Raw genomic sequence first — 23,069 nt, 5'->3', positions numbered from 1 at the left:
GGTCACGTCTCGACGGAAATCAACAGGCACCGGGCAGTGGCAAGCACCTGCCCCGCTTCGTCAAAGTTCACCGCCTTCGTCACGGTGAGGCCATTGTCAATTCCCAGCAGAAGCGCCATTTTCAGCAGTTCCCGTCGGCACTCATGCCCATCTCGTTGTCCCCGGCGGCCGTCACGTCATCGGCCTGGATCAACCGATACACGATGTCGTGGGGATCAACAAACCCGTAACGCGCCGATCAGAACCACATCGGCCAGCAACACGGGTCCAGGCTGTCTGTGATTCCGACTGTCCGGTTCCGTCAGGGCACGACCTGCCCTGCCGGATCGTGATGTCTGCAAGGCAGGCCGGGAACACCAGCCCTTGGCCCGCCGCCGCTTACAGGTCTTCGCGCCCTTCGGCTCCGCCGGTTCCGCAGGGTGTCCGGGCAAAGCGCCCGCCGCCCAGATGCACCCAGTCCATGCCGACCGAGGCTGCGAGAAAATCATCCGGCCCGCCCGCCAGTTCGGCCTGCCAGTGCCGGGGCAGGACCATGGCCCGCATCAGCACCAGGTAGAGCAGGAAGCCCAGCGGAAAGCCGATCACGAAGGCGAAGGCCGACCACCAGGCCGCGACTGCCCCCGCCAGCAGCCAGGCGATCAGCCCGGCGGGGTTGAAGCCGCGCGCATAGCGATACTGCCCGTCCGGGTCGAACAGCGCGGGCACGTTCACGCGGCGGCGGCGGATGACATAGTAATCCGCGACCATGATGCCGCCGATCGCCGACAGGAACGCCCCGTAATATCCCAGGAACACGAACAGGTTGTCCAGGATCTGCCAGGGAAAGCACAGCGTGCCCACCACGCCCGCGATGACCACCGCCATGCGATAGTTGATGACGCGCGGTGCGAGGTTGATGAAGGTCAGCGCGGCCGGGATCAGGTTGGCCGAGTTGTTGGTGGACCATTGCGCCAGCACGACGAGGATCAGCAGCACCAGCAGCGCGATGCCCTGCGCGTCGCCCTGGATCACCTCGACCGGGTTCCAGTTGCCGGTGGCGATGAAGGACACCGCGCCGATGCCCGCGATCATCGCTTGCGTCACCGGCAGCGCCACCAGTTGTGCTAGAAAGATCGCCTTGTTGCGCTGCAGGAAGCCGCGGGTGCCGGTGCGGGTCTTCACGAAGCGCGTCAGGTTCGGGATGTCGATCGCCATGGTGGACCAGAAGCTCATGTTGGCGATGAACAGCACGAACAGGGACGCCTGCCCTTCCGCCCGGAAGGTCCAGATGTTGAGGCCCTTGGTTTCCGCGACGCCTTCCAGCGTGAAATACATCCAGGCGGAAATCGCGATGATCGCCGGGGCGGCCAGCGAGGCCAGCCGCTCGACCGACTTGATGCCCAGCATGGTATTGGCGACCTGCACGGCGGCGAAAAGCGCATACCACAGGAACCAGTTGGAAAAGCCCAGGAAGTATTCGCCGATCCCGTTCAATGCCAGCGCGCCCAAATAGGTCTGGATGCCGAACCACATCGCCGCCACGATCCCGCGCGAGACGGCGGGCAGATGCGTGCCGTGCAATCCGAAGGGCGCGCGCAGATAGACCGCGAAGGGCAGCCCGTGCTCGGTGCCGATATCGGCGGTCAGCAGCATCAGCGCGCCGATGGCCAGGTTCGCCACCAGGATCGTCAGCGCAACCGCGCCCAAGCTGAACCCGCCTTGGATGCCGGTGGCGCCCAGCGAATAGGTGGCGATTATGACCGCGATGCCGACCCAAATCCAGGCATAGCCCAGCATGCCGATGGGCCGCTGGTTGGCTCGGGTGGGCAGGATGCTTTCCTCGATCAGGGCGGTGCGGTCGCGCCCCGGGGCCAGCCCGTCTTGTGTCAGTGACATTGTGCTTATCCCTGTGTGTTGGATTCATGCGGCCGTCGTGCGGCCGTTCTTCTCCGGATATGGAAAGGGCCGCGCGATGCGGCCCCCCTGGTCAGTCCTGGCGCTGCATCGCGAGGCGCAGCTTTTCGGTGGCGGCAAGGTCCACCGTCTCGGCCTCGAGGTCGATGGCGACGCCATAGACCTCGCGGGCATCCTTGAGGGTGCAGAACCCGTCCAGCACGTCCTCGAGCACCTTGCGGGGTGCGCGGTTCAGCGGATTGCCGTAGCCGCCGCCATTCGGGCTGTAATAGGTCATCACGTCATTGGCGCCGACCGCCAGGCCCGAGAACTTGGAATGCATCTCCTTTTCCTCGCCAGGCTTGTTCGGGTTGCTGATGGTGCAGCGCCCGCAGGCCCCGTCCTGGCCGCCGAAGATGCCCCAGGGCGCGTCGGTATGGCGTTCGGATTCGTGGGTGATGAAGGCGGGCGTCAGCACCCGCTGGGCCTTGACAACGCCGATGCCGCCCCGGAATTCCCCCGCGCCCGGAGGAGCGTCATCGCGCAGCTCGTAGCGGTCGCAGATCATCGGGATATGCATCGCCAGGTCTTCCAGCGGATTGTTGCGGGTGTTGGCCATCAGGTTGTCGATGCTGTCCGGCCCGTCGCTGCGCGGCCGCCCGCCATAGGCGCCCTCGTTCACCTCGAGAAACACCCAGTAATCGCCCGAGGGCCGCACGCCGGAATAAGCCGCGAAGCTGATCGACGCGGACGACCCGGCGATCACCTGTTCCGGCATGACCGGGGCCAGCGCCCGGATGATCAGGTCGATCATGCGGTTGCACTGGGTAAAGCGGGCCTCGGCCGAGGCGGGGGCGCGGGGATTGAAGATCGACCCCAGCGGCGCCGTGACCTTGATCGGGCGGAACGATCCCTCGTTCGACGGCACCCGCGTGTCGGATGTCGCGGCGTCCAGCAGCAGCTTGCGGAACCCCGCATAGGCCGCGACCTTGGTGGACCCTTCGAAGGGCACGTTATAGGCCGTGGGGGTCTGGTCGGCAGATCCGGTCAGGTCCACCTCGACTTCGTCCCCGCGCACGCGCACCGTCACCTTGACCTTCAGCCGCTGGTCGCGGTTGCGGCCGTCGTCGTCCAGCCAGCCTTCGGCGGTGTAATCGCCGTCGGGGATCTCGCTGATCCGCTGGCGGGTCATGCGCTCGGCGTAATCCATCAGCTGGTTGGCCGCGCCGAAGACGATATCTTCGCCGTATTTTTCCAGCAGTTCGACGAAGCGGCGCGCGCCCAGACGGGCCGATGCGATCTGCGCCTCGATATCCATCACCAGCTGTCCCGCCGCGCGGGAATTGCGGCGGATATAGTTCCACATGGCGTTGTTGGGTTCGCCCTTGCGGTAAAGCTTGGTGCCCGCGAACAGCATCCCTTCGGCATAGACATCGGGCACGTCGATGATCAGGCCGGGCGTGGCGGCGCCGATATCGACATGATGCGCGGTGTTCCCGGCAAAGCCCACAAGGCGCCCGTGGAAGAAGACCGGCACGACGATGGCCAGGTCCGGCGTGTGGGACGACCCGTGATAGGGGTGGTTGTGGACCACCGCGTCGCCTTCATACCATTCGCCGTCCTCCAGCGTCTCGGCGATGCCGCGCAGGTATCCGGGGATGGACCCGATATGCATCGGCGTCGATTCGGATTCGCAGAGCGTGTTGAAGTTCGTGTCGAACAGCCCCGCGCCCAGATCCTGGCTTTCCCGGATGATCGAGGAAAAGGACATCCGGTAAAGGACATGGCCCATTTCCTCGGCGATGGTTTCAAAGGCGCCGCGGATCACTTGCAGCGTGATCGGATCGACCTCGGTGATCTTGGTCATCTGGTTCATGTCAGGCCCCCTTGCTGATGCGCGTGTTGCCGAAGTCCAGCGTCTCGGCGACATAGCCGGGCGGAACCAGGGTGGTGGAATTGTGCTGGACCAGGATCGCAGGCCCCGGCACGCGGTCCCCCGCGAACAGTTTCGTGCGGTCATAGCGCGGCGTTTCCAGCGTGCGGCCGCAGTCGAAGGTGGTCGGGCGCACGAACATCAGCGCCCGGTCGATCGACGATCCGTCGGTGGGCTGCACCTTCGGAATCTCGATCCGGCGCACGCTGGCCGAGCCGATGACCCGCAGCGTGATCAGCTCGACCTCGGCCTTGCGATAGGCATAGCCGTAATCCTTTTCATGCGCGTCATGGAAGCTGTCGATGATGACCTGCTTGTTGTCCTGGGTCAGCGGGCCGTCGGGGAAATCCGCACGCAGTTCGAAGCCCTGCCCCTGATAACGGCATTCCGCGATGATCTTCAGGTCCTGCTCGTCGCGGGCGATGCCGTCGGCGTCCAGTTCCTCGTGCACCGCATTGCACAGCTTTTCGATATGGCCGTTGATGCGGTCGATGTCGGCATCCGTGGCGGTGTTCAGGATCAGGATCCCGGCTTCGGTATGTTCGTATTGCAGGTCGGTCTTCAGCAGGCCCACGGCCGCCGTGATGCCCGGCGCCACCGGCACGATCACGTCGCGCGCGCTGACCGCCTCGGCCAGGGCTACGCCATGCAGCGGACCCGCGCCACCGAAGGGCATGATGGAAAATTCACGCGGGTCGATGCCGCGCGCGACGGAGTTCGACCGGATCGCAAGCGCCATGTTGTTGTTGATGATCTTGATGATGCCAAGCGCCGCGTCCTTCACGGACATGCCCAAGGGCTTGGCGATCTTCTCCTCGACCGCCTTGCGGGCCAGGTCCGCGTCCAGCCGCAGGTCGCCGCCAAGCGCCATGTCGGGGTCCAGACGGCCCAGCACGATCTGCGCATCGGTGACGGTGGGTTCTTCCCCGCCCCGGCCATAGCAGGCAGGACCGGGTTCGGACCCGGCGGAACGCGGGCCGACGTTGAAGGCGCCCGCCTCGTCGATGAAGGCCACCGATCCGCCGCCTGCGCCGATGGTCACAAGGTCGATCATCGGCGTCAGCACCGGATAGCCCGACACATAGGTGTCGCGCGGGTTCATGATCTTCAACTGCCCGCCGGGAATGGTGGAAATGTCGGCCGAGGTGCCGCCGATATCGACGGTGATGATGTTGAGCGTGCCCGCCATCTCGCCTTCCGACGCGCCGCCGATGACGCCGCCGGCGGGGCCGGACATCAGGATGCGGATCGGGCGGCGGGCGCAGCTGTCAACCGTGGACACGCCGCCGTTAGACTGCATGATCCGCAGCTTCGCGGTGACGCCCGCCTCGCGCAGGCGGGCATCCAGGTCGCGCAGGTAATAGGCGGTCTTGGGCCCGACATAGCAGTTCATCGCCGCGGTCGAGAAGCGTTCGTATTCCCGCATCACGCGGGCCAGTTCCGACGACATGGTGACATAGGCGCCGGGGATTTCCTCCAGCACGATCTCTTTCGCGCGGGCCTCGTGGGCGTCGTTGAGGAAGCTGAACATGAAGCCGATCACGACGGAACTGATGCCGCGCTTGCGGAACAAGGCGCAGGCGTCGCGCACGGCCTGTTCGTCCAGGGGTTCGGCGATTTCGCCGGTCGGGGGCAGGATGCGTTCGCGCACGGCGATGCGGTTGCGGCGCTTGACCAGCGGCTGGCTTTGCCAGGGCACGTCGAAATGCAGGCTGAAGTTATAGGGGCGCTTGTGCCGCCCGATATGCAGGATGTCGCGGAAGCCATGCGTGGTGATCATCCCGCATTCCGCGCCATTGTGTTCGATGGTGATGTTGGTGGCGGTGGTGGTGCCGTGGACGATGGTCTCGACCTCGGCCGGGTCGATGCCCGCCATGGTGCAGATCCCCTGCACGCCCTGGACAACGCCGATCGACTGGTTCTTCAGCGTGGTCGGAACCTTGTGATAGAAGACACCCTTTGCGCATTCAAGGACAAGATCGGTATTTGTCCCACCCACATCGACGCCAATCCTGGCCATGTGACACCTCTCTGTGTTGGTTGGCTCGCGCCCGTCTTCGGGGGGCGCTGTAAAAAGGCGCCGGCCACAAGGGCCGGCGCAGGCGGGAGTGCTTATTCCGCCGCGATCTTCTGGGCGGCGAGGCTGTCGATGTAAGCCACGCATTCATCGACGGTGTGGACGTCGCCGAACTTGGCGTCGATGTCGAACAGGTTCCAGGCCACCGCGCCCGGAACCCGGTCGCCGATCGCCTCCTTGACCGCGATGGTGCGGAAGCCGTCGGCGATGCCGTCGCAGATCGTCTGGCGCACGCAGGCGCAGGCGGTGACGCCCGTGACCAGGATCGTGTCCACGTTATTGGCCCGCAGGATGCCCGCCAGTTCCGTGCCGTGGAAGGACGAGGCGCGCTTTTTCAGCAGCGTGTATTCGCCTTCGATCGGGGCGATGCGGCTGTCGATGGCCCACAGGTCCTTGTTCTTCAGGTCAACCACATCCACGGGGATTTTGTTGTGCCACAGGCCCATGTCGGTGAAATCGGCATTGCGGTCGGTGATTTCATAGGCGGTGGTGACGTGGACGACCGGCAGGTTCTGGGCGCGGAACGCCTTGAGCAGCTTCTGCATCCCCGGAATGATCTCGTTGTCCATCTTCTCCTGGTCGCAGGTGAAGGGGTTGCCCGGACGGGTCCAGGCATTGGCCAGGTCCACGCTGACCAGGGCCGGACGCTTGCCGAAGCCCACGCGACGCTGGAAGCCGCGTTCCTTGTAAAGCTTGCTGGCGGTGTCAAAGGCTTCCTGCAGCAGGCGGTCCAGTTCCTTGGTGTCCACTTCGCTCATTCTCGTGATCCTTGTCTTGGTTGGCAGGGCTGCGCCCTTGTGTCCCGAGCCGTCTTCAATCCCCGTGCGGGCCGATGATCCGCTGCTCTGGGGATCATATTCCGTGGTTCCTTGACCCAAGTGAAATGGCATGTCAGCAATTATTCATGCGCCATACGCATCAATCGGGGAGTGACATTCCATGAGCGATCATTCCGGCATCGAGAATGTTCATTCCTTTGTCACCCTTGCCGAGGAACTCAGCTTTCGGCGGGCGGCCGAACGCCTGCACTTGGACCAGTCCGCGCTCAGTCGCCGCATCCAGAAGCTGGAGGCGACGCTGGGTTTCCGCCTTCTGGAACGCACCACGCGCGAGGTCCGGCTGACCCAGGCCGGGCGCAGCTTCTATGACGACAACGCCCATCTGCTGCGGGGATACGAGGATTCGATCCAGCTGGCCCGGCGGATCGCGGAAGGCAAGCTGGGGACGCTGAACGTGGGCTATATGGCATTCGCGGCGACGGAACTGATGCCGGCGGCGGTGGCGCGGTTCCGCCAGGCCCATCCCCATGTGGACCTGAAGATCCGCTATATCCGCACGCAGGGCCAGAAGATCGCCCTGGCCAATGACGAGATCGACCTGGGCTACATGATCGGGCCGTTCGACCATACCGACTATCACAGCCTGACGCTGTCCACCGAACCGCTGTATGTGGTGACGCCGCGCAACCACGCGCTGCTGCGCCTGCCGGTGGTGACGCCTGCCGACCTGGCGGCCCAGGACATCATCCTGGGCGACACCGATGAATGGGAGGAATACCGCTGGCGCCTGTCCAACCTGTTCAGCGCCGAGGGGATATCGCTGAACATCGCCATCGAGGCGTCCAACACGCTGGCCCTGCTGGGCCTGGTCGCGGCGGGGCTGGGGGTGACCATCTATCCCGAAAGCCTGATCGGCTTCCTGGGCCGCAGTGTCGAGGTGCGGCCGATCATCCATCCGCGCTTTCGCATCAGCACCGTCCTGGCCTGGAAGCGGTCGAACCGTTCGCGCCAGGTTCGCGAATTCGTGGAGGTGGCGAAGCTGACCGGAATGCGCTGACGGGCGCGCCTTCAGGGACGGGCGGGAACGCTGCCCAAGCAGATGTCGGGCGGCCCGCGGCAGCGGGTGGCCTTGGGTCAGGCTTCTGGCCGAGGTCCGGGGGGCATGACAGTGTGACGTGACCGTCGGGGGTCAGTCCACATCGGCACGTCCGCACAACGCTGCTTGGCGGTCGCAGGTGGCGGGATCGAAGAAAGGGGCCGCTTGTCCGGCCAGCCCCTTACGGTAAATGTTGATACACCCCTTCGGTTGGCCGCTCTGCGGCCAATCTTTTCTTTACCTGACTGCGCTTGACTGAGGTCCGATGGAGGTGTCAGGTGAATCAGGTCTCGAAAATATCTTCGACAGCCGGCAATCCGCTTTGCGCGACTTTCGGCATCCCGCCTGATCCCTTCAAGCGCCAGCGGAGCGCTCCGCCGCTCCGAAAGGAACCATCCGCGGAGTGGTGGCCGGCAAGAAGCACGAGGATTTCTTCGAGAGCCAGACTTGCGGCAGAACCTCGCGGCTCAAGAACATCAAGGCGATAGCCGAGGAACACCATCGGCTCAGTAACCGTCCGGCCTGACCGCCCGGCCGCGTGCTGAGGGTGCGGGATAGTGTCCACCATCGATAGTGGACACTATGGTGATGGCGTGGCGCGTCGGACGAAGCGGCTCTGGACGGATGAGGAGAAGCGGTCGATCTGTTTCCAGACGGCTGCGCCGGGCGTTTCGGTAGCGCAGGTGGCGCGACGCTACACGGTCAATGCGAACCTGATCTTCAAGTGGTTGCGCGATCCCCGCTTTGCGCCCGACCCGGCGTCGGTTCCGGCCTCGTCGGAGGAGGCGCGCTTTTTGCCGGTAGAGATAGTCGCGGAAGAGCAGGCACCTGCGGCAGCGCCTGTCGCCGAGAACCGCATCGAGATCGAGCTGGCCGGCGGTCACCGGATGCGGATCAGCGGGAGCTATGATCCCGAGGCGCTGGCGCGGCTGATCCGGGGTCTCACGGCGTGATCCCGGTTCCGGCCACTACGAGGGTCTGGCTGGCGGCCGGGGTGACGGACATGCGCAAGGGCTTTGCAGCGCTCGCGGCGCAGGCCGAGGCCGTGCTGAAGCAGGACCCGTTTGCCGGGCATCTGTTCGTGTTCCGGGGCCGTCGTGGCGATCTGGTGAAGGTCATCTGGTGGGACGGGCAAGGGGCTTGAAGTGCGGGTTCGACCACCAGGCGCGCAGATCCTTGTAGCGGAAGACCCACGGCTTGCCCGAGGCTCCGTCAGTGATGGGGGTGCGTATCTGGGCCGAGCGGTCGGCGGCGCTGGCATAGAACCAGTCGAAACCTTCGCCGCCCGCGATGTTGGCCTGCAGATAGCCGCGATCATGGATCGCGGGCCAACTCTGCAGGGCATCGGCATGGTCGAACCCATCGCGCCAATCCGACAGCGGCATGTAGTTGTCGATGCCGATGAAATCGATGTTGGCATCGGACCAGAGCGGGTCGAGGTGGAAGAACACATCCCCGGTCCCATCACCCGGTTGGTGCCCGAAATACTCCGACCAGTCCGAGGCGTAGCCAACCTTGGTGCCCGGCCCGAGGACCGACTTCACATCCGCCGCCAGCGCCTTGAAGGCGGTAACGGCCGGATAGGCGCTGGCGCTGGAGCGGATCGTGGTCAGCCCGCGCATCTCGCTGCCGATCAGGAAAGCATCGACCCCGCCTGCCACCGCGCAGAGATGGGCGTAGTGCAGGATCATCCGCCGCAGGCCCCAATCGCTCGAGGGACCGGTCCAGCTGACGGTGTCGCCGGAGATCGCGAACTGCGCCGGCGTGGCTGCGCCGAAGAAGGCCGAGACCTGCGCGGCGGCGACGGCCGTCTTGTCGACGGTCCCCGCAAAGCCTGCCGCCGGGGAACAGGTGATCCTGCCCCGCCAAGGGAAACTCGGCTGGCCCAGCGTCGCGGCATTCGCGCTGTAAGGGTTCGCCAGCGTGTTGCCGGGCGGGACGTCCATCAGCAGGAAGGGGTAGAAGGTGACGCGCAGCCCGCGCGCCTTCATCTCCCGGATGGCCTGCACGACGGCGAAGTCGGACGGCGTGCCGCCATAGACCGGGCGATCCTGATCGTCGCGGCTGACGAGGAAGGCATTGGCGCGGCTGACGCCGTTGACCGACCAAGACAGAGGCGTGGTCGACTTGGCGGACACCTCGACGACGGGCCGCACCTTGCAGGATCCCACGCGCAGATCGTCGCCGAACCAGGCGACGACGAGGCTCACGCTCTCAACCGCCGGGACCATGGCCTGCAGCCGGTCGAGCGCCACCACGATGTCGGTGGCATCCGGCAGCGCGTTCAGGTTTTCGGGTTGTGTCGCACCGCCTGCGGATTTGCGGATGGCCTGCGTGGCATAGGTGAACTCACCCGAGGCCGGGATCATGGTGACGGCGCGGGTCAGTCCTTCGGCCGTGTCGGGATCGGCGAGCGGCCGGAACACCTCGAAGGAAAGCTGCGGCAGGCGGTTGCCGTAGCTGGAGAGCGGCAGTTCCTCGAAGACGACATAGGCCGTGCCGCGATAGGCGGGCGTGCTCAAAGCTCCCATCTTCGTGGCCATGAAGGGATCGGCGGTCTGCATCTCGTCGCCCGGATACCAGCGCCAGGTGACGCCCGAGAGGTCCATCGGTTTGCCGTCGGCCCAGATGTGTGATACGGCGCTACGAAGCCGAGCGTGAAGATTTGCTTCCGGTCATTACGCGCGTGGAGCGTAAGCGTCCGCATACAGAAGTTCGAAGGCGCGGCGGCTGAGGCAGGCTGTATCGTAGCACAATACGCGCGCGAGGGCAGGCACTTGAAAAATATCAAGAGAAAATCAAAACCGCCTGACCGATCAGCGGGGGGGGGTATGCAAAACTCCAAGCCCCGCCAGCCCCGGACCCGCCGCCCAGCTTCCCGCTGCTAAACCGTAAGAAAAAATTCCGGCCCGCCCAATGCCGCATAAGAACCTGACATTTCTTTGCGCCAGAAAAAGAGCGGGATACAGCGCCAGAACTGCAAAGCAGCAAGGCCACGCATGTCAAGAAATGTTAAGGTCCCCACACAAGGCCAAGCAGGCCGAGGATAACCAGTTTGAGCGCATGGCACAACGCATCCGTACCCATGCCATTTGTCAGACAGAGGAACTGCTTAAGCAGATCGAACCCGCAACGGGTATGCACAATTCCCCATCGGTAAAAGAGGCGGGCGACCACCTTCTTTCTCGCACCGACGCAGCCCGCCAAGCAGGTATGTCCCCGATTACCCTAAGATTACCCTAATGCCGTGCTAGTGCAGGGATACCCCTTCACGGCCATAGGAAGGCCGCTGGGGCGCGCCTTTGCCATTGCGGCGTTCCACGCCGTGAAGCCGGAAGGCGTCTGTGTGCGGCGCTGTGGGGCTGTGTGGCTAACCTGCTGCAAGGGGTGCGCTTTGTGATTTAACCCCTGCCGTCACCCCGGCCTTGTGGCGCTTCCCGCTGTCAATGGTCTGGCGCATAGCCGGGGGGTGGGTCAAAGTCTGAAACCTTGTAGCAGGGGACCAGCGATGACCAGTGAATTTTTTTGCGTGCAGTTTGAAGGGGGATTTTCCGCAGCATGGTGCAAGTCAGAACATTAAGGCGGGCGACCGCCCTTTGATTGCCCCTATGCCGCGAGGCCGGGATTGGCGTGTGCGCGGCCCTGTGGGGCTGTAGCGCCCGCGCCGAGATGCGGCTGGCCGAGGAATACGACGCGGCGCAGGAGCGGGGAGAGGTGGCGGGGCCGGAAACAGGTCGTCCGAAAAGCGTTGGAGGCGACAACGCTTATTCTGCCGCTGACCTTGGCCTTCGCCGTGACGAAATCCACGAAGCCTGCAAGCTGCCGATCTGGGCAACCCTGATCTGATCTCATCCCCCTTCACGGTCATGGCAACAGGCCCAAACCGGGTCGAAAACGACCCGGTTTCTGCGCGGGTTGAGGCGCGGCGAAGTCTAACGCGGTATCGTGAAGTATCAGGGCATCCAGCGCGCGGTGTGGGGTAAATTGTGGGGCGGCTGGGAAAAATCCCAAGAAGTTTATCGATAAATCAAACACTTGCAGATTATGCTTGGTGGAGCCGAGGGGAATCGAACCCCTGGCCTCATCATTGCGAACGATGCGCTCTACCAACTGAGCTACGGCCCCATTGACGCGCTATCTCGCCTACCTTCCCGGGCTTGTCAAGTGGCCGAGGAAAGGGAAACACAAGCCTTTCGCACCGCCAAAAAAGCCCCGCCAGCAGTGCCGGCAGGGCCTCGGGGCCGGGTCATTCGGCCGCTTCTGCATAGTCTTCGACCGGAGGACAGGTGCAGACAAGGTTGCGGTCGCCATAGGCGTTGTCCACCCGCCCGACCGGGGGCCAGTACTTGTCCACCCGGAAAGCCCCGGGCGGGAAGCAGCCCTGCTCACGCGAATAGGGGCGATCCCAATCCGCCACCAGATCCTCAACCGTATGCGGGGCATGACGCAGAGGGCTGGATTCGGCGCTTATCCGACCCCCGGCGATATCACCGATCTCTTCCCGGATAGCGAGAAAGGCTGTGATCAACCGGTCGATCTCGGCCTTGGTCTCTGACTCGGTCGGCTCGACCATCAACGTGCCGGCGACAGGCCAGCTCATCGTCGGGGCGTGGAAGCCGTTGTCGATCAGCCGCTTGGCGATATCGTCCACCGTAACCCCATGCTCCTGAAAAGGCCGCATATCAAGGATGCACTCATGCGCCACCCGCCCACGGTTACCCATGAACAGAACCGGATAGGCCCCTGAAAGGCGGCTGGCGATATAGTTCGCATTCAGGATCGCAACGCGCGTTGCCTGCGTCAGCCCTGCACCACCCATCATCAGGATATACGCCCATGAGATCAGCAGGATCGAGGCCGACCCCCATGGCGCGGCCGACACCGCCCCCGCACCGTTGCGCGGATCGGCGGGCAAGAAGGGCGCCAGATGCGCCTTGACCCCGATCGGCCCCATGCCGGGTCCGCCGCCGCCATGCGGGATGGCAAAGGTCTTGTGCAGGTTCAGGTGGCTGACGTCGCCGCCAATCTCGCCCGGGCGGACCAACCCGACCAAGGCGTTCATATTGGCGCCGTCGATATAGACCTGCCCGCCATGATCATGGGTGATACGGCAGACCTCGCGCAGGGTGTCCTCGAACACGCCATGGGTCGACGGATAGGTGATCATCACCGCCGCCAGCCGATCACCGGCCTTGGCCGCCTTGTCGGCAAAATCCTCAAGGTCGATGTCGCCGTTCGGGGCAGACTTCACCACCACGACTTTCATCCCCGCCATCTGGGCCGAGGCAGGGTTGGTGCCATGGGCCGAAACCGGGATCAGGCAGATGTCACGCTCTTCCCCGCGGGACTTGTGATAGGCGGCGATGGTCAGCAGCCCGGCATATTCCCCCTGCGCACCGCTGTTGGGCTGCAACGAAAAGGCGTCATAGCCGGTAATCGCGCACAGCTTTTCGGTCAGATCGGCAAAGACCTCATGATAGCCGGCGGCCTGATCCTCGGGCGCAAAGGGATGCAGCGCGCCGAACTCGGGCCAGGTGATCGGCATCATCTCGGCCGCCGCGTTCAGCTTCATCGTGCAGCTGCCCAGAGGGATCATCGCCCGGTCCAGCGCCAGATCGCGGTCCGAAAGGCGGCGCATATAGCGCATCATCTCGGATTCGGCGCGGTTCATATGAAAGACCGGATGGGTCAGGTAGTCGGTTTCGCGGATCAGCGCCTCGGGGACCGCAGGGCTTGAGGCCGACTCTGCGGGGGCCGGGATGCCAAAGGCGTCCAGCACACGGCCCAGAACATCCGCATCCGTCGTCTCGTCAACCGAGATGCCGACCCGGTCATTGCCAACCTTGCGCAGGTTGATGCCGCGATGGCGGGCGGCGGCAAGGATGCCTGCTTGCCCCACGCCGACCCGCACGGTGATGGTGTCAAAGAACGCCTGCGGCTCAACCTCGGCCCCGGCGGCGCGCAGGGCATCGGCCAGCGTGACAGCATTCAGATGCACCCGCTGGGCAATGGCGCGCAGCCCGACCGGCCCGTGGAACACGGCATAGAACGAGGCCATCACCGCCAGCAGCGCCTGCGCGGTGCAGACGTTCGAGGTCGCCTTTTCGCGGCGGATATGCTGCTCGCGGGTTTGCAGGGCAAGGCGATAGGCGCGGTTGCCCTTGGCATCGATCGAAACACCGACGATCCGCCCCGGCATGGCACGCTTCATCTCGTCGCGGCAGGCCATAAAGCCAGCATGCGGCCCACCATAGCCCATGGGCACGCCAAAGCGCTGCGCCGAGCCGATGGCAATATCAGCGCCCATCGCGCCCGGTTCTTTAAGCAGACACAGCGCCAGAAGGTCGGTCGCCATGATCGCGACCCCGCCTGCCTCGTGCAGGGCCGCAATCTCGGCGGTATAATCGCGGATCTCACCAAAGGTGCCTGGATACTGGAAAATCGCGCCAAAGACCTCTGAAGGGTCGCATTCCGTGCCCCGGATGATCTCGATACCCAAAGGCGCAGCCCGGGTCTCGATCACGGCAATGGTCTGAGGATGCAGGTTCTCGCTGACAAAAAAGGCGCGGGCCCTGGACTTGGCAACGCGCTGCGCCATGGCCATCGCCTCGGCCGCGGCGGTGGCTTCGTCTAGCAGGCTGGCATTCGCCACCGGCAGGCCGGTCAGATCGGCAACCATGGTCTGAAAGTTCAGCAGCGCCTCCAGCCGGCCCTGGGCGATTTCGGGCTGGTAAGGGGTATAGGCGGTGTACCACGCCGGGTTTTCAAGGATATTGCGCTGGATTGCCGGGGGCGTCACGGTCCCGTAATAGCCCTGCCCGATCAGGCTGGTCATGACCTTGTTCCTGGCTGCAACCTCGCGCATGCGCTGCAGCAATCCCGCCTCGGACAAGGCCGGCCAGTCCAAAGGCTGGTCCTGCCGGATGCTCGCCGGCACGGCCTGAGAGATCAGGTCGTCCAGCGTCGCTGCGCCCACAACCTTCAGCATTGCCTCCATCTCGGCCGGCGAAGGTCCGATGTGGCGGCGATTGGCAAAATCGTCGGGATTATAATCGGTCGGGGTCCACTTACCCATCACAGGCCTCGATGCATCTAATGTTCACAGAGATTTTCGAAAGGCTGCGCCGCATTCCCGGCGCAAGGCTCGCGCTCATTCGACAGGCCGGCCACCGGGCGCCCCGCCGGGCTTCTTTCGTGTTCAAATATCCACCGCCTGCCGGGGCGGTCAGCCCCGGCAGGCACCGGGCCGCAAGGCCCGGCCAGTTCAACCGATCAGCGCCTGATAGGCCGCCTCGTCCATGAAACCGGACAGATCGACCGAGGCCGGTTTGATGCGAAAGAACCACGTTCCCGCAGGATCGGCGTTCACGGCACCGGGGTTATCGGGCAGCCCCTCGTTCACCGCCGTGATCACCCCCGCAACCGGAGCAACGATATCCGAGGCCGCCTTGACTGATTCGATCACCACGATCTCTTCGCCCTCTGCGACTTCGCGGCCGACCTCGGGCAGTTCGATAAAGACGACATCCCCCAGCTGGTCGCTGGCATGGGCGGTGATGCCGACGATGATCTCATCGCCGTCCTGTTTCAGCCATTCGTGGTCTTCGGTGTATTTCAACATGCCTGGCCTCTCAGCGCCTGTAGCTTGGTTGATGGAAAGGAAGCGGGGTGATGGCCACCGGAATGCGCTTGCCGCGCAACTCGGCCCAAAGCGTCGTGCCATCGGCCAGAACGGCCGGCAGGATCGCCATGGCAATCGGTCCTCCGGTCGAGGGACCAAAGCCGCCAGACGAGACCCGGCCCAGCAATTCGCCGCCCTCGGGCGCGTCAAAGATCTCGACCCCTTCGCGGATCGGCGCACGCCCTTCCGGACGCAGACCGCGGCGCAAACGCGACGGACCATCGGCCAGTTCGGTCAGAATTTCTTCATCGCCAGGGAAACCGCCCGAACGTGCACCGCCCGCGCGGCGCAGCTTCGGAATGGACCAGCCCAGACCAGCCTTGCCGGGCGTGGTGGTGGCGTCCATGTCATGGCCGTAAAGCGGCATCCCGGCCTCCAGCCTCAGGCTGTCGCGGGCACCAAGCCCGATCGGCGCGACCTCGGGTTCGGCAAGCAGCGCCTCGGCAAAGGCGACGGCGTGATCGGCGGGGACCGAGATCTCGAACCCGTCCTCACCGGTATAGCCCGAGCGGCTGACCCATAGTGTCGCGCCCTGCCAGTCGAACTCGGCCACATCCATAAAGCGCATCGCCGCCACGCCGGGGACAAGGCGGGTCAGAACCGCCTCCGCCTCGGGGCCCTGCAGGGCAAGCAGGCCGCGATCCGTCACTGGCTCGACCGAGATGCCCTGCGCCTCAAGCTGACGCAGATGCCCGATATCCTGTTCCACGCAGGCAGCGTTCACCACCAGGAGCAGGTGATCGCCCTTATTGGCGATCATCAGATCGTCAAGGATGCCACCCACAGCATTGGTGAAAAGACCATAGCGCTGCCGTCCCTCTGCCAGCCCCAGAACATCGGTCGGCACCAGCGTCTCCAGCGCCTCGGCCACGCCCGGGCCGCGCAGGATCACCTGGCCCATGTGGCTGACGTCGAACAGACCGGCATGGGCGCGGGTGTGCAGATGCTCGTTCAGAACGCCCATCGGATATTGCACCGGCATTTCCCAACCGGCAAAGGGCACCATCTTCGCGCCACGCGAAAGGTGCAGATCATACAGCATCGTACGCCGAAGCTCGGCCATGGGCATCCCCTGTCTTGCGGGCGGACCAATCCCGCCCGGTTAGATGCCCCCTCTGTCCCTACCCCGAACGGGGGCGCCTGAGATCGTTATCCCTTCGGCGGACGGCGGATGCCGTCTCTCTCCAGAGCGTACATAGGAAAACGGTCCCTTTGCCTGAGAGATTCCCGGGGCGGTTGCTCCTTCGGCCCTGGCGGTGCGCCAGCGTCTCCCGATTTCCTACTTTTGTCGTAGCCGGACGGCACCATTCTGGCAAGAGGCTAATGCCGCCCGCAAGCCTCAGACGGTGACGTTCAGTGCTCCACCATCAAGCAGGATGTTCTGCCCGATGATAAACCGCGCATGCTGGCTGCAAAGAAACGCGCAGGTCGCGCCGAAATCCTCGGGCTGGCCATAGCTGCGGGCGGGAATCGTTGCCTCACGGCGGCGGCGTGCCTCGTCAAGGCTGATGCCCTCGGCCTTGGCAACGCCACTGTCCAGACTGTCCGCGCGGTCGGTCGCATGAATGCCGGGCAGCAGGTTGTTCACCACCACACCATGGGGAGCCACCTGACGCGACATGCCCGCAACAAAGCCCGTCAGGCCCGCACGGGCAGTGTTCGACAGCCCCAGCACCGGGATGGGCGAGCGCACCGATTGCGAAGTAATGTTCACCACCCGCCCCCAGCCACGCTCGATCATACCGGGCACAAGGGCCTGCATCAGCGCGACAGCTGTCAGCATATTGGCGTCGATGGCTTTAATGAAATCATCCCGGCTCCAGTCCGTCCACACACCAGGCGGGGGACCGCCGGCATTATTGACCAGAATATCGGCCCGCCCACCCAGCGCCTCAAGCACGGCGGCGCGGCCTTCCCCGGTAGTGATATCGGCGGCAACCGGCGTGACCGAAACGCCGTGTTTCGTGGCGATTTCGTGTGCTGCGGCCTCAAGCGCGTCGGCCCCGCGGGCGTTGATGACCAGATCAACCCCTGCCTCGGCCAGGGCCTCGGCGGATGCCCGGCCCAGCCCCTTGGACGCGGCGCAAACGAGGCCACGCTTGCCTCTGATCCCCAGATCCATCGCTTATCTCCTGTTCGTTTCGCCGTCAGGGAAGCGCGGGATGCCGGCATTGTCCAGATTAGAAGCAGAGGATCTCGGCCTCGGCCTCGGCACGGTGAAAATTCGCCACCTTTTCATTGGTGCCCATATTGCGAAAGACAGCGGCACGTTCGCCGCCGACCTGACGCATGGCCAGCACCGTCTCGGCCGCGACGTAATCCTCATAGGGCAGGATCTCGGCGATCTGATCTATGGCACAGCTGCATTTGTCCAGCATCTCGCGCGTCTGGCCGTTCGCCGCCATGCAGACGAAAACGTAATCGGCCCGCGCATTGGTCGGATAATCATTCACCGCCTGCGCCCAGGCCATGCCGGCCGAAAGCGTCAGGGCGGCTGTCAGGGTTGCCCGGATCATTTCAACACCATTTCGCTGCGATAGGCTGGCAGGCCGCCTTCAAGGGGGCCAGTCTGCGCCAGCATACGCCGGATCGGCTGCTTGGGGTCACCAAAGGTAAAGCTTAGCTCCAACCTGTCAAAGCCGTGCATCCGCCCACTGTTCTGGTCACCGCGAAAAGGGGCAAAAACCGCCACGGTCGCATTGCCCTCTTGCCGGACTTCTCCGCCGCGAAACAGCGCGTCCTTGAGCCGGTTGCGAATGTAAAAGGGGCTGCCACCGGTCAGCATCGCCATATCGCGCGAAATGTTTTCCAGAAAGAACACCAGCGCCGGATCGCCACCCGAGACAGGGAAAGGACCGATGCGGCGCGTGATGCGATCGGTCTTTTCGGCCAGTTCCAGCACCGGTTTGCCATCAGCAGGGTCGGTGACCGCCTGCAGGGTAACCGTCCCTTCGCCCAAGGGTTTAAAATCCCCTGCCTCGGGCCCGGTCTGGCGCAGCACCCAGGTCAGCCCTCCCTGCGACAGGTCCCAGGGGCCGCGGTCGGCAAAGACAAGGTCACCCGCCTCGCCCGCCCATAGCGGCACGGCCAGTAGTCCGATCAGCGCAAGGCCCGGCCATAATCTCATGCGATGTCTCCCCTTCCCTGTTCGCGACTCTGCCCCCGCGAAACGCGCGGCGAAAGCCTGCCGCCGGGACTTTCGTGCTTTGGTCTTAGGTCAGCAGCTTTTGCAGCATGGTCAGCAGATCCTCGGGGCGGATCGGTTTTTCCAGCACCGGCACGCCCATCTGGCCGCAGGCCCGGCTGAGTTCCGAGGCACGCCGGGCCGAAACGACGATGGCCGGCAGCGCGCGACCCGCCGCCTCGCGCAGCGCCATGATCGCATCCAGCCCGGTGTCGCCATTGTCGAGATTGTAGTCAGCAATCACCACATCCGGGGGCTCATCACCCATCTGCGCCAGCGCCTCGGCAATGCCGCCTGCGACGCGCGGCACCATGCCCAGCTGGTCCTTGAGCACCAGTTGCAGGGCGCGGCGCATCGCCTCGTCATTCTCGACCACCAGCGCAACAAGGCCGCGCAGCAACGGCGCCGTATCAAACCGCTCGGGCCGCGTCGGCTCGCATCCGGCCAAGATCAGCGGCAGGCTGACACGGAACACGGTGCCGCGCCCAGGTTCGCTGTCCATTGCGATCGGGTGGCCAAGCTTGGCACAGGCACGGCGCACGATAGACAGACCCAGCCCCATCCCCGGCGCGCTGTTTTCGCGCCCCAGGCGCTGAAACTCATCAAAGATGCGGGCACGGTCTGCGGCGGCAATGCCGATACCGGTGTCATAGGTTTCCAGCCAGGCGCGCTCACCACGTTTGCGAACACCTACCAGAACGCCACCGTGCTCGGTGTATTTTATCGCATTCGAAATGAGGTTCTGCGCAATCCGCCGCAGAAAGGTCGGATCGCTTTCCACCACCGCCGAGGTCGGCGCAAAGCTTAGCCGCAGGCCTTTGGCTTCGGCCATCGGCGCATATTCGACGGCAAGGCGGCGAAACAGCTCACCCAGATCGACGGGCTTGCGCTGGAACTCGATGCGCTGACTGTCGAGGCGTGAGATATCCAGCACCGCGTGCATCAGCTCTTCGACCGATTCAAAGGCACCGGACAGGCGGTCGGTCAGTTCGCGCTGCAACGGATCCAGCGAGGTGTCCTTGAGCGCCGACAGAAACAGCTTGGCCGCCGAAAGCGGCTGCAACAGATCATGGCTTGCCGCGCGCAGAAAGCGGGTCTTTGAGCGGTTCGCCTCTTCGGCGGCAGCGCGGGCGACGGCCAGTTCACGGTTGCGCTCGGACAGGTCGGCCAGCGCCTGCTCAAGCTCTCGGGTACGGGCCTGAACCTCTTGTTCCAGCGCCACGGCGGCCTGAAACATCGACCATGCCGAGCCGCGGCTTTCCTCAAGCCGGTCGATGCGTTCGACCAGCACATCGGCGATGCGCGTCAGCTTTTCGACCCGCCGGTGCGGGCTGTCGTCGTCGCGCAGAAACATCTGTCAGCTCGGCGCCGGTGGCATCAGCGCCATGCCGACAAAGGTCTGGTTCACATGCATGCCGCTGTATTGCTCACCATAGGTGTTGAAACCAGCCACGCGATAGCGGGCGAAAAGCTCGGACATCTCCTTGTCCATTCCCGCCCGCTCCAGCGCCAGTCGCCGCAGCACGCAGTCAAAGCCCAGAACCATCAGCGGCGGACGGGGCAGCGCGTCCAGCGTCTCGGCAAAGCCGCGCGTCATGTCCATCGCCTGCCCGATGGTCAGGATATGGCCGGCCTCGATCCCGGACAGCAGTTGCAGCCCCCCTTCGGGCGTAACCGCACGGATGGCACGGACGTGATGGCGCCGCCCGGTCTTGAGAAGCAGCGGGTGGCGGGCGAATTCGGTCGGTGTCAAGGCCTCGACCGGGATACCGGCCAGCCGGGCATATTCCTGTGCCGCGGGTTCGTCGTTCAATTGCTGGATGACACGGCTGTGCCGGTCAGCCGCGGTCACCACCGCGCGCCGGTCCGTGGGGCTGAAGTGCTGGAATGAAACCTCGGTCGCCACAAGGTCGGTCTCGATCAGCAAGAACAGCGCCGCACCGGGATGGGCCACGCCATCGACCATCTGACAGGTCGGCTCAAAGCGCATGCCCTCGGCACTGGACCCTCCGACGATAGGCAGGCCGGGGATCGCCGCATCAAGCGTCGCGGTCAGCACATCCTCTTGCCGGGCCAGCGCATCAGCCAGCAGGACGCCAAAGCTGGAGCGGCGCAGATCAGGGCGGAAATCGGCGTGAAAGCTGCGCAGCGTCGCCATCCATTCCGACACCGGCACCAGCGCCTGATCGCGCAAAAGGCAGACCCCGACCCGGAAACTGGCCGAAGGAAAACCCAACGCCGTCACCGTCCTGGCGCAATAGCCCTGTGGCCCGATCTCGCCCACGGATGAGCAGCCGACGACACGGCACCCCTCGCCCATGGCTTCGCGCAAGGCCGTGCCAAGGGCGGGCAGCCCCTCGGCGGGCATGCCGAAAAGCAGAACCAGCGCCGGTTTCAGCGGCGCCATGGCGGCGGCGATGCGCTGCGCGGTATCAGGACCGTCGGCCGGTTCAGACACGGCAATCGGCGCAGGCGGAGGCCGCCTGACCTGCTGGTCGGCGGCCTCGTTTTCGCCGGACCCCCGGCTGCCCGGCCATGGTTCGGGCGAGGCAGAGCTCATGCGGGGTCGAACAGCCTGACGCTATTGGCCAAAAGCACCGCCTGAGTGCGGCGGCGGGCGTTGATCTTGGACATGATCGCGGTGATGTGTGTCTTGACGGTGGCCTCGGCGATGGACAGCTCATAGCTGATTTCCTTGTTCGCCTTGCCCTGACAGATCAGCCGCAGGATTTTCATCTGCTGCGGCGTCAGCGTTGCGAATCGGCGCGCCAGCTCGGCGCGGGCCGCGTCCTCTTCTCCGTCATGGTCGGGCTGATAGCTGTCGGGGGTTACCCGCTCACCCTCCCACATGCGGCGCAGGCTGTCGACCAGCGCCTCGCGGCCCAGGGACTTGCTGATATAGCCCTGTGCACCTGCCGCCATGGCGGTCGAGATCATCGCATTTTCCAGATCGGCCGAGATCATGGTGATTGGCACATCCGGGATCTGGCGCCGCAGGATGACAAGCCCTTCGGCACCCTTGGCATCCGGCAGGTTCAGGTCCAGAATCACCGCATCCGGCGCGCCCTGGTTGCGGATCTGCTCTTGCGCGGCAGCCAGGCTGCGCGCAGTGCGCACATTCCTTAGCCCAAAGCTGATCTTCAATGTCAGGGCTAAGGCGTCACACATCAGCGGGTGATCGTCCACGATCAGGATTTCGCGGACTCGGTCAGCGGTAAGCCTTGGCGTTGCGGCACGGTCATGCGACTGCATTTCGGCTGAGGCCATCGTTCTCCTCCCAAAGAAACGACAGAGGGCCGGGGATTGGCAAGCCGGCCTTGATGCGGCCATCTTAAGACCGCAGCCCGCTGGCGCAAGCCTGTTGGACCGTCGGGTACCATCTGTCTACAACTTCGGTGGTATTGGACGAAACTCCGGGCCATGGCAATTTGACCGTATCGATGGGGGAAAAGACCATGCAATTCAGCCGCAGAACCACCCTCCTGGCGGGGGCCGCGGCCCTTGTCGGGCTGGCCCTGCCTGCCTACTCACAAGGCAATGCCCGACTTCCCACCATCCGCATCGGCACGCTGGAGAACGGCACCGTCAACTGGGAAATCGAAACGATCCGCCGGCGCGGCCTTGATGTCGAGAACGGCTTTCGCCTGCTGCCGCTGATTCTGGCCGGCAATCCCGCCACTCAGGTCGCCATGCAGGGCGGAGAGGTCGATACCATCGTCTCGGACTGGCTGTGGGTGGCCCAGCAGCGTTCGCGCGGGACAGGATTCCGCTTTCTGCCCTACTCTACTGCCGTTGGCGGGGTAATGGTGCGCGCCGACAGCCCGGTGCAGTCGCTGGCTGATCTGAAGGGCAGAAAGATCGGCATAGCCGGCGGCCCGGTCGATAAAAGCTGGCTGATCCTGCGCGCATGGTCGCGCGAAAAGCTGGGAGAGGATCTGGCAGGCGTCACCGAGCAGGTATTCGGCGCGCCGCCGATGATCCTGAACGCCGCCGAAACGGGCGAAGTCGATGCCGCGATCAACTTCTGGCATTTTCAGGCCAAGATGAAGGCACGTGGCATGCGCGAGATCATCAATGTCGAGACAGCGGCCAGCGATCTGGGGCTGGATCCTTCGACGCCGCTTCTGGGCTATGTGCTGCGCGATGAATGGATCACCTCGAACCCGCAATTGGCCGAAGGGCTGGCCCGCGCCTCGCGCAGCGCCAAAGACATCCTCGCCAGGGATGATGCCGCATGGCAGGATCTGCGCCCGATCATGGAGGCCGCCGATGATGCCGAGTTTGAGGCGTTAAAGGCAGGCTGGCGCGCCGGTATCCCCGCCCATGGCCCGGTCGATGCCGAAAACGCGCAAAAGATGTTCGCCACCATGGCCGAGCTTGGCGGGGACGAGCTGACCGGAGGCGTCACCGCCCTGCCCGAAGGTCTGTTCTGGTGGCCGGAGTAAGG

Annotated in this window: 18 protein-coding genes, 1 tRNA gene, 2 pseudogenes and 1 riboswitch; of the genes and pseudogenes, 6 read left to right on the top strand and 15 right to left on the bottom strand. The window is 64.4% G+C overall.

Annotated elements, in window-relative coordinates; translation table 11 throughout:
- Nucleotides 1–230, top strand: a 230-nt coding sequence (locus PARACOCCUSGL_RS22440; RefSeq protein WP_237701518.1) for a hypothetical protein, incomplete at its 5' end; no start/stop codon positions are given.
- A 148-nt stretch (nucleotides 231–378) separates the two neighbouring features.
- Here PARACOCCUSGL_RS22440 and PARACOCCUSGL_RS0113970 read toward each other — a convergent pair.
- The 4 genes from PARACOCCUSGL_RS0113970 to PARACOCCUSGL_RS0113955 form a co-directional block, all read right to left on the bottom strand.
- The gene (locus tag PARACOCCUSGL_RS0113970) at nucleotides 379–1,875 is read right to left on the bottom strand and encodes an NCS1 family transporter (protein WP_010397717.1); all 1,497 of its coding nucleotides are present in this window, start codon (nucleotides 1,873–1,875) and stop codon (nucleotides 379–381) included.
- A gap of 91 nt (nucleotides 1,876–1,966) precedes the next feature.
- The gene (locus PARACOCCUSGL_RS0113965; protein ID WP_010397716.1) at nucleotides 1,967–3,748 is read right to left on the bottom strand and encodes a hydantoinase B/oxoprolinase family protein; all 1,782 of its coding nucleotides are present in this window, start codon (nucleotides 3,746–3,748) and stop codon (nucleotides 1,967–1,969) included.
- A gap of 1 nt (nucleotide 3,749) precedes the next feature.
- Complete coding sequence (locus PARACOCCUSGL_RS0113960) at nucleotides 3,750–5,825, bottom strand: hydantoinase/oxoprolinase family protein (RefSeq protein ID WP_010397715.1); 2,076 nt, start codon at nucleotides 5,823–5,825, stop codon at nucleotides 3,750–3,752.
- A gap of 92 nt (nucleotides 5,826–5,917) precedes the next feature.
- The gene (locus PARACOCCUSGL_RS0113955) at nucleotides 5,918–6,640 is read right to left on the bottom strand and encodes an isochorismatase family protein (RefSeq protein WP_010397714.1); all 723 of its coding nucleotides are present in this window, start codon (nucleotides 6,638–6,640) and stop codon (nucleotides 5,918–5,920) included.
- Between the two features lie 181 nt (nucleotides 6,641–6,821).
- Between PARACOCCUSGL_RS0113955 and PARACOCCUSGL_RS0113950 the strand changes: the two genes are divergently transcribed.
- From PARACOCCUSGL_RS0113950 to tnpB, 3 genes and pseudogenes are all read left to right on the top strand, one after another.
- Nucleotides 6,822–7,718 (top strand): LysR family transcriptional regulator, encoded by an 897-nt coding sequence (locus PARACOCCUSGL_RS0113950; RefSeq protein ID WP_010397713.1) that lies wholly within the window; start codon nucleotides 6,822–6,824, stop codon nucleotides 7,716–7,718.
- Between the two features lie 596 nt (nucleotides 7,719–8,314).
- Entirely contained in the window at nucleotides 8,315–8,710 is a 396-nt protein-coding gene (locus tag PARACOCCUSGL_RS0113940) for a transposase (RefSeq protein WP_010397711.1), read from the top strand.
- Nucleotides 8,707–8,898: pseudogene (gene tnpB, locus PARACOCCUSGL_RS20660) on the top strand (IS66 family insertion sequence element accessory protein TnpB); the annotation flags it as partial. The gene PARACOCCUSGL_RS0113940 and the pseudogene tnpB, both read left to right, overlap by 4 nt.
- A 1-nt stretch (nucleotide 8,899) precedes the next feature.
- Here the strand turns inward: tnpB and PARACOCCUSGL_RS0113930 are convergent.
- Nucleotides 8,900–10,390: pseudogene (locus PARACOCCUSGL_RS0113930) on the bottom strand (glycoside hydrolase TIM-barrel-like domain-containing protein); the annotation flags it as partial.
- A 997-nt stretch (nucleotides 10,391–11,387) separates the two neighbouring features.
- On the opposite strand from PARACOCCUSGL_RS0113930, the gene PARACOCCUSGL_RS20655 reads away from it, so the two are divergent.
- Nucleotides 11,388–11,603 (top strand): hypothetical protein, encoded by a 216-nt coding sequence (locus PARACOCCUSGL_RS20655; protein WP_040602125.1) that lies wholly within the window; start codon nucleotides 11,388–11,390, stop codon nucleotides 11,601–11,603.
- A gap of 203 nt (nucleotides 11,604–11,806) precedes the next feature.
- Here the strand turns inward: PARACOCCUSGL_RS20655 and PARACOCCUSGL_RS0113915 are convergent.
- The 10 genes from PARACOCCUSGL_RS0113915 to PARACOCCUSGL_RS0113870 form a co-directional block, all read right to left on the bottom strand.
- Nucleotides 11,807–11,882 (bottom strand) — tRNA-Ala (locus tag PARACOCCUSGL_RS0113915).
- A 121-nt stretch (nucleotides 11,883–12,003) separates the two neighbouring features.
- A complete protein-coding gene (gene gcvP, locus PARACOCCUSGL_RS0113910) occupies nucleotides 12,004–14,832 on the bottom strand; it encodes an aminomethyl-transferring glycine dehydrogenase (protein ID WP_010397704.1) in 2,829 nt (942 codons plus the stop codon).
- 189 nt (nucleotides 14,833–15,021) lie between these two features.
- Nucleotides 15,022–15,378 (bottom strand): glycine cleavage system protein GcvH, encoded by a 357-nt coding sequence (gene gcvH / locus PARACOCCUSGL_RS0113905; RefSeq protein ID WP_010397703.1) that lies wholly within the window; start codon nucleotides 15,376–15,378, stop codon nucleotides 15,022–15,024.
- A 10-nt stretch (nucleotides 15,379–15,388) separates the two neighbouring features.
- Nucleotides 15,389–16,501 carry a glycine cleavage system aminomethyltransferase GcvT gene (gene gcvT, locus PARACOCCUSGL_RS0113900; RefSeq protein WP_010397702.1) on the bottom strand — a complete coding sequence of 371 codons (1,113 nt, stop codon included), beginning with the start codon at nucleotides 16,499–16,501 and terminating at the stop codon, nucleotides 15,389–15,391.
- A gap of 131 nt (nucleotides 16,502–16,632) precedes the next feature.
- Nucleotides 16,633–16,722, bottom strand: a riboswitch (glycine riboswitch).
- Nucleotides 16,723–16,777: 55 nt separating this feature from the next.
- Nucleotides 16,778–17,560 (bottom strand): SDR family oxidoreductase, encoded by a 783-nt coding sequence (locus PARACOCCUSGL_RS0113895; protein WP_010397701.1) that lies wholly within the window; start codon nucleotides 17,558–17,560, stop codon nucleotides 16,778–16,780.
- A 58-nt stretch (nucleotides 17,561–17,618) separates the two neighbouring features.
- Nucleotides 17,619–17,954 carry a hypothetical protein gene (locus PARACOCCUSGL_RS0113890; RefSeq protein ID WP_010397700.1) on the bottom strand — a complete coding sequence of 112 codons (336 nt, stop codon included), beginning with the start codon at nucleotides 17,952–17,954 and terminating at the stop codon, nucleotides 17,619–17,621.
- Entirely contained in the window at nucleotides 17,951–18,565 is a 615-nt protein-coding gene (locus PARACOCCUSGL_RS0113885) for a hypothetical protein (protein WP_010397698.1), read from the bottom strand. The genes PARACOCCUSGL_RS0113890 and PARACOCCUSGL_RS0113885 overlap by 4 nt, the downstream gene beginning before the upstream one ends.
- Before the next feature lie 85 nt (nucleotides 18,566–18,650).
- Nucleotides 18,651–19,976: a hybrid sensor histidine kinase/response regulator gene (locus tag PARACOCCUSGL_RS0113880; RefSeq protein ID WP_010397697.1), complete on the bottom strand. Its 1,326-nt coding sequence runs from the start codon at nucleotides 19,974–19,976 to the stop codon at nucleotides 18,651–18,653.
- A gap of 3 nt (nucleotides 19,977–19,979) precedes the next feature.
- Complete coding sequence (locus PARACOCCUSGL_RS0113875; protein ID WP_010397696.1) at nucleotides 19,980–21,182, bottom strand: FIST N-terminal domain-containing protein; 1,203 nt, start codon at nucleotides 21,180–21,182, stop codon at nucleotides 19,980–19,982.
- Complete coding sequence (locus PARACOCCUSGL_RS0113870) at nucleotides 21,179–21,889, bottom strand: response regulator transcription factor (protein WP_010397695.1); 711 nt, start codon at nucleotides 21,887–21,889, stop codon at nucleotides 21,179–21,181. The genes PARACOCCUSGL_RS0113875 and PARACOCCUSGL_RS0113870 overlap by 4 nt, the downstream gene beginning before the upstream one ends.
- 188 nt (nucleotides 21,890–22,077) lie before the next feature.
- Here PARACOCCUSGL_RS0113870 and PARACOCCUSGL_RS0113865 point away from each other — a divergent pair, with 188 nt between their 5' ends.
- Nucleotides 22,078–23,067 (top strand): ABC transporter substrate-binding protein, encoded by a 990-nt coding sequence (locus PARACOCCUSGL_RS0113865; protein WP_010397692.1) that lies wholly within the window; start codon nucleotides 22,078–22,080, stop codon nucleotides 23,065–23,067.
- The last annotated feature ends 2 nt before the right edge of the window (nucleotides 23,068–23,069 follow it).

Source organism: Paracoccus sp. TRP (assembly GCF_000185925.1).
Taxonomy (GTDB): domain Bacteria; phylum Pseudomonadota; class Alphaproteobacteria; order Rhodobacterales; family Rhodobacteraceae; genus Paracoccus; species Paracoccus kondratievae.
Note: the sequence above shows the minus strand (reverse complement) of the source record. Positions and strands in the feature narration are given on the sequence as shown.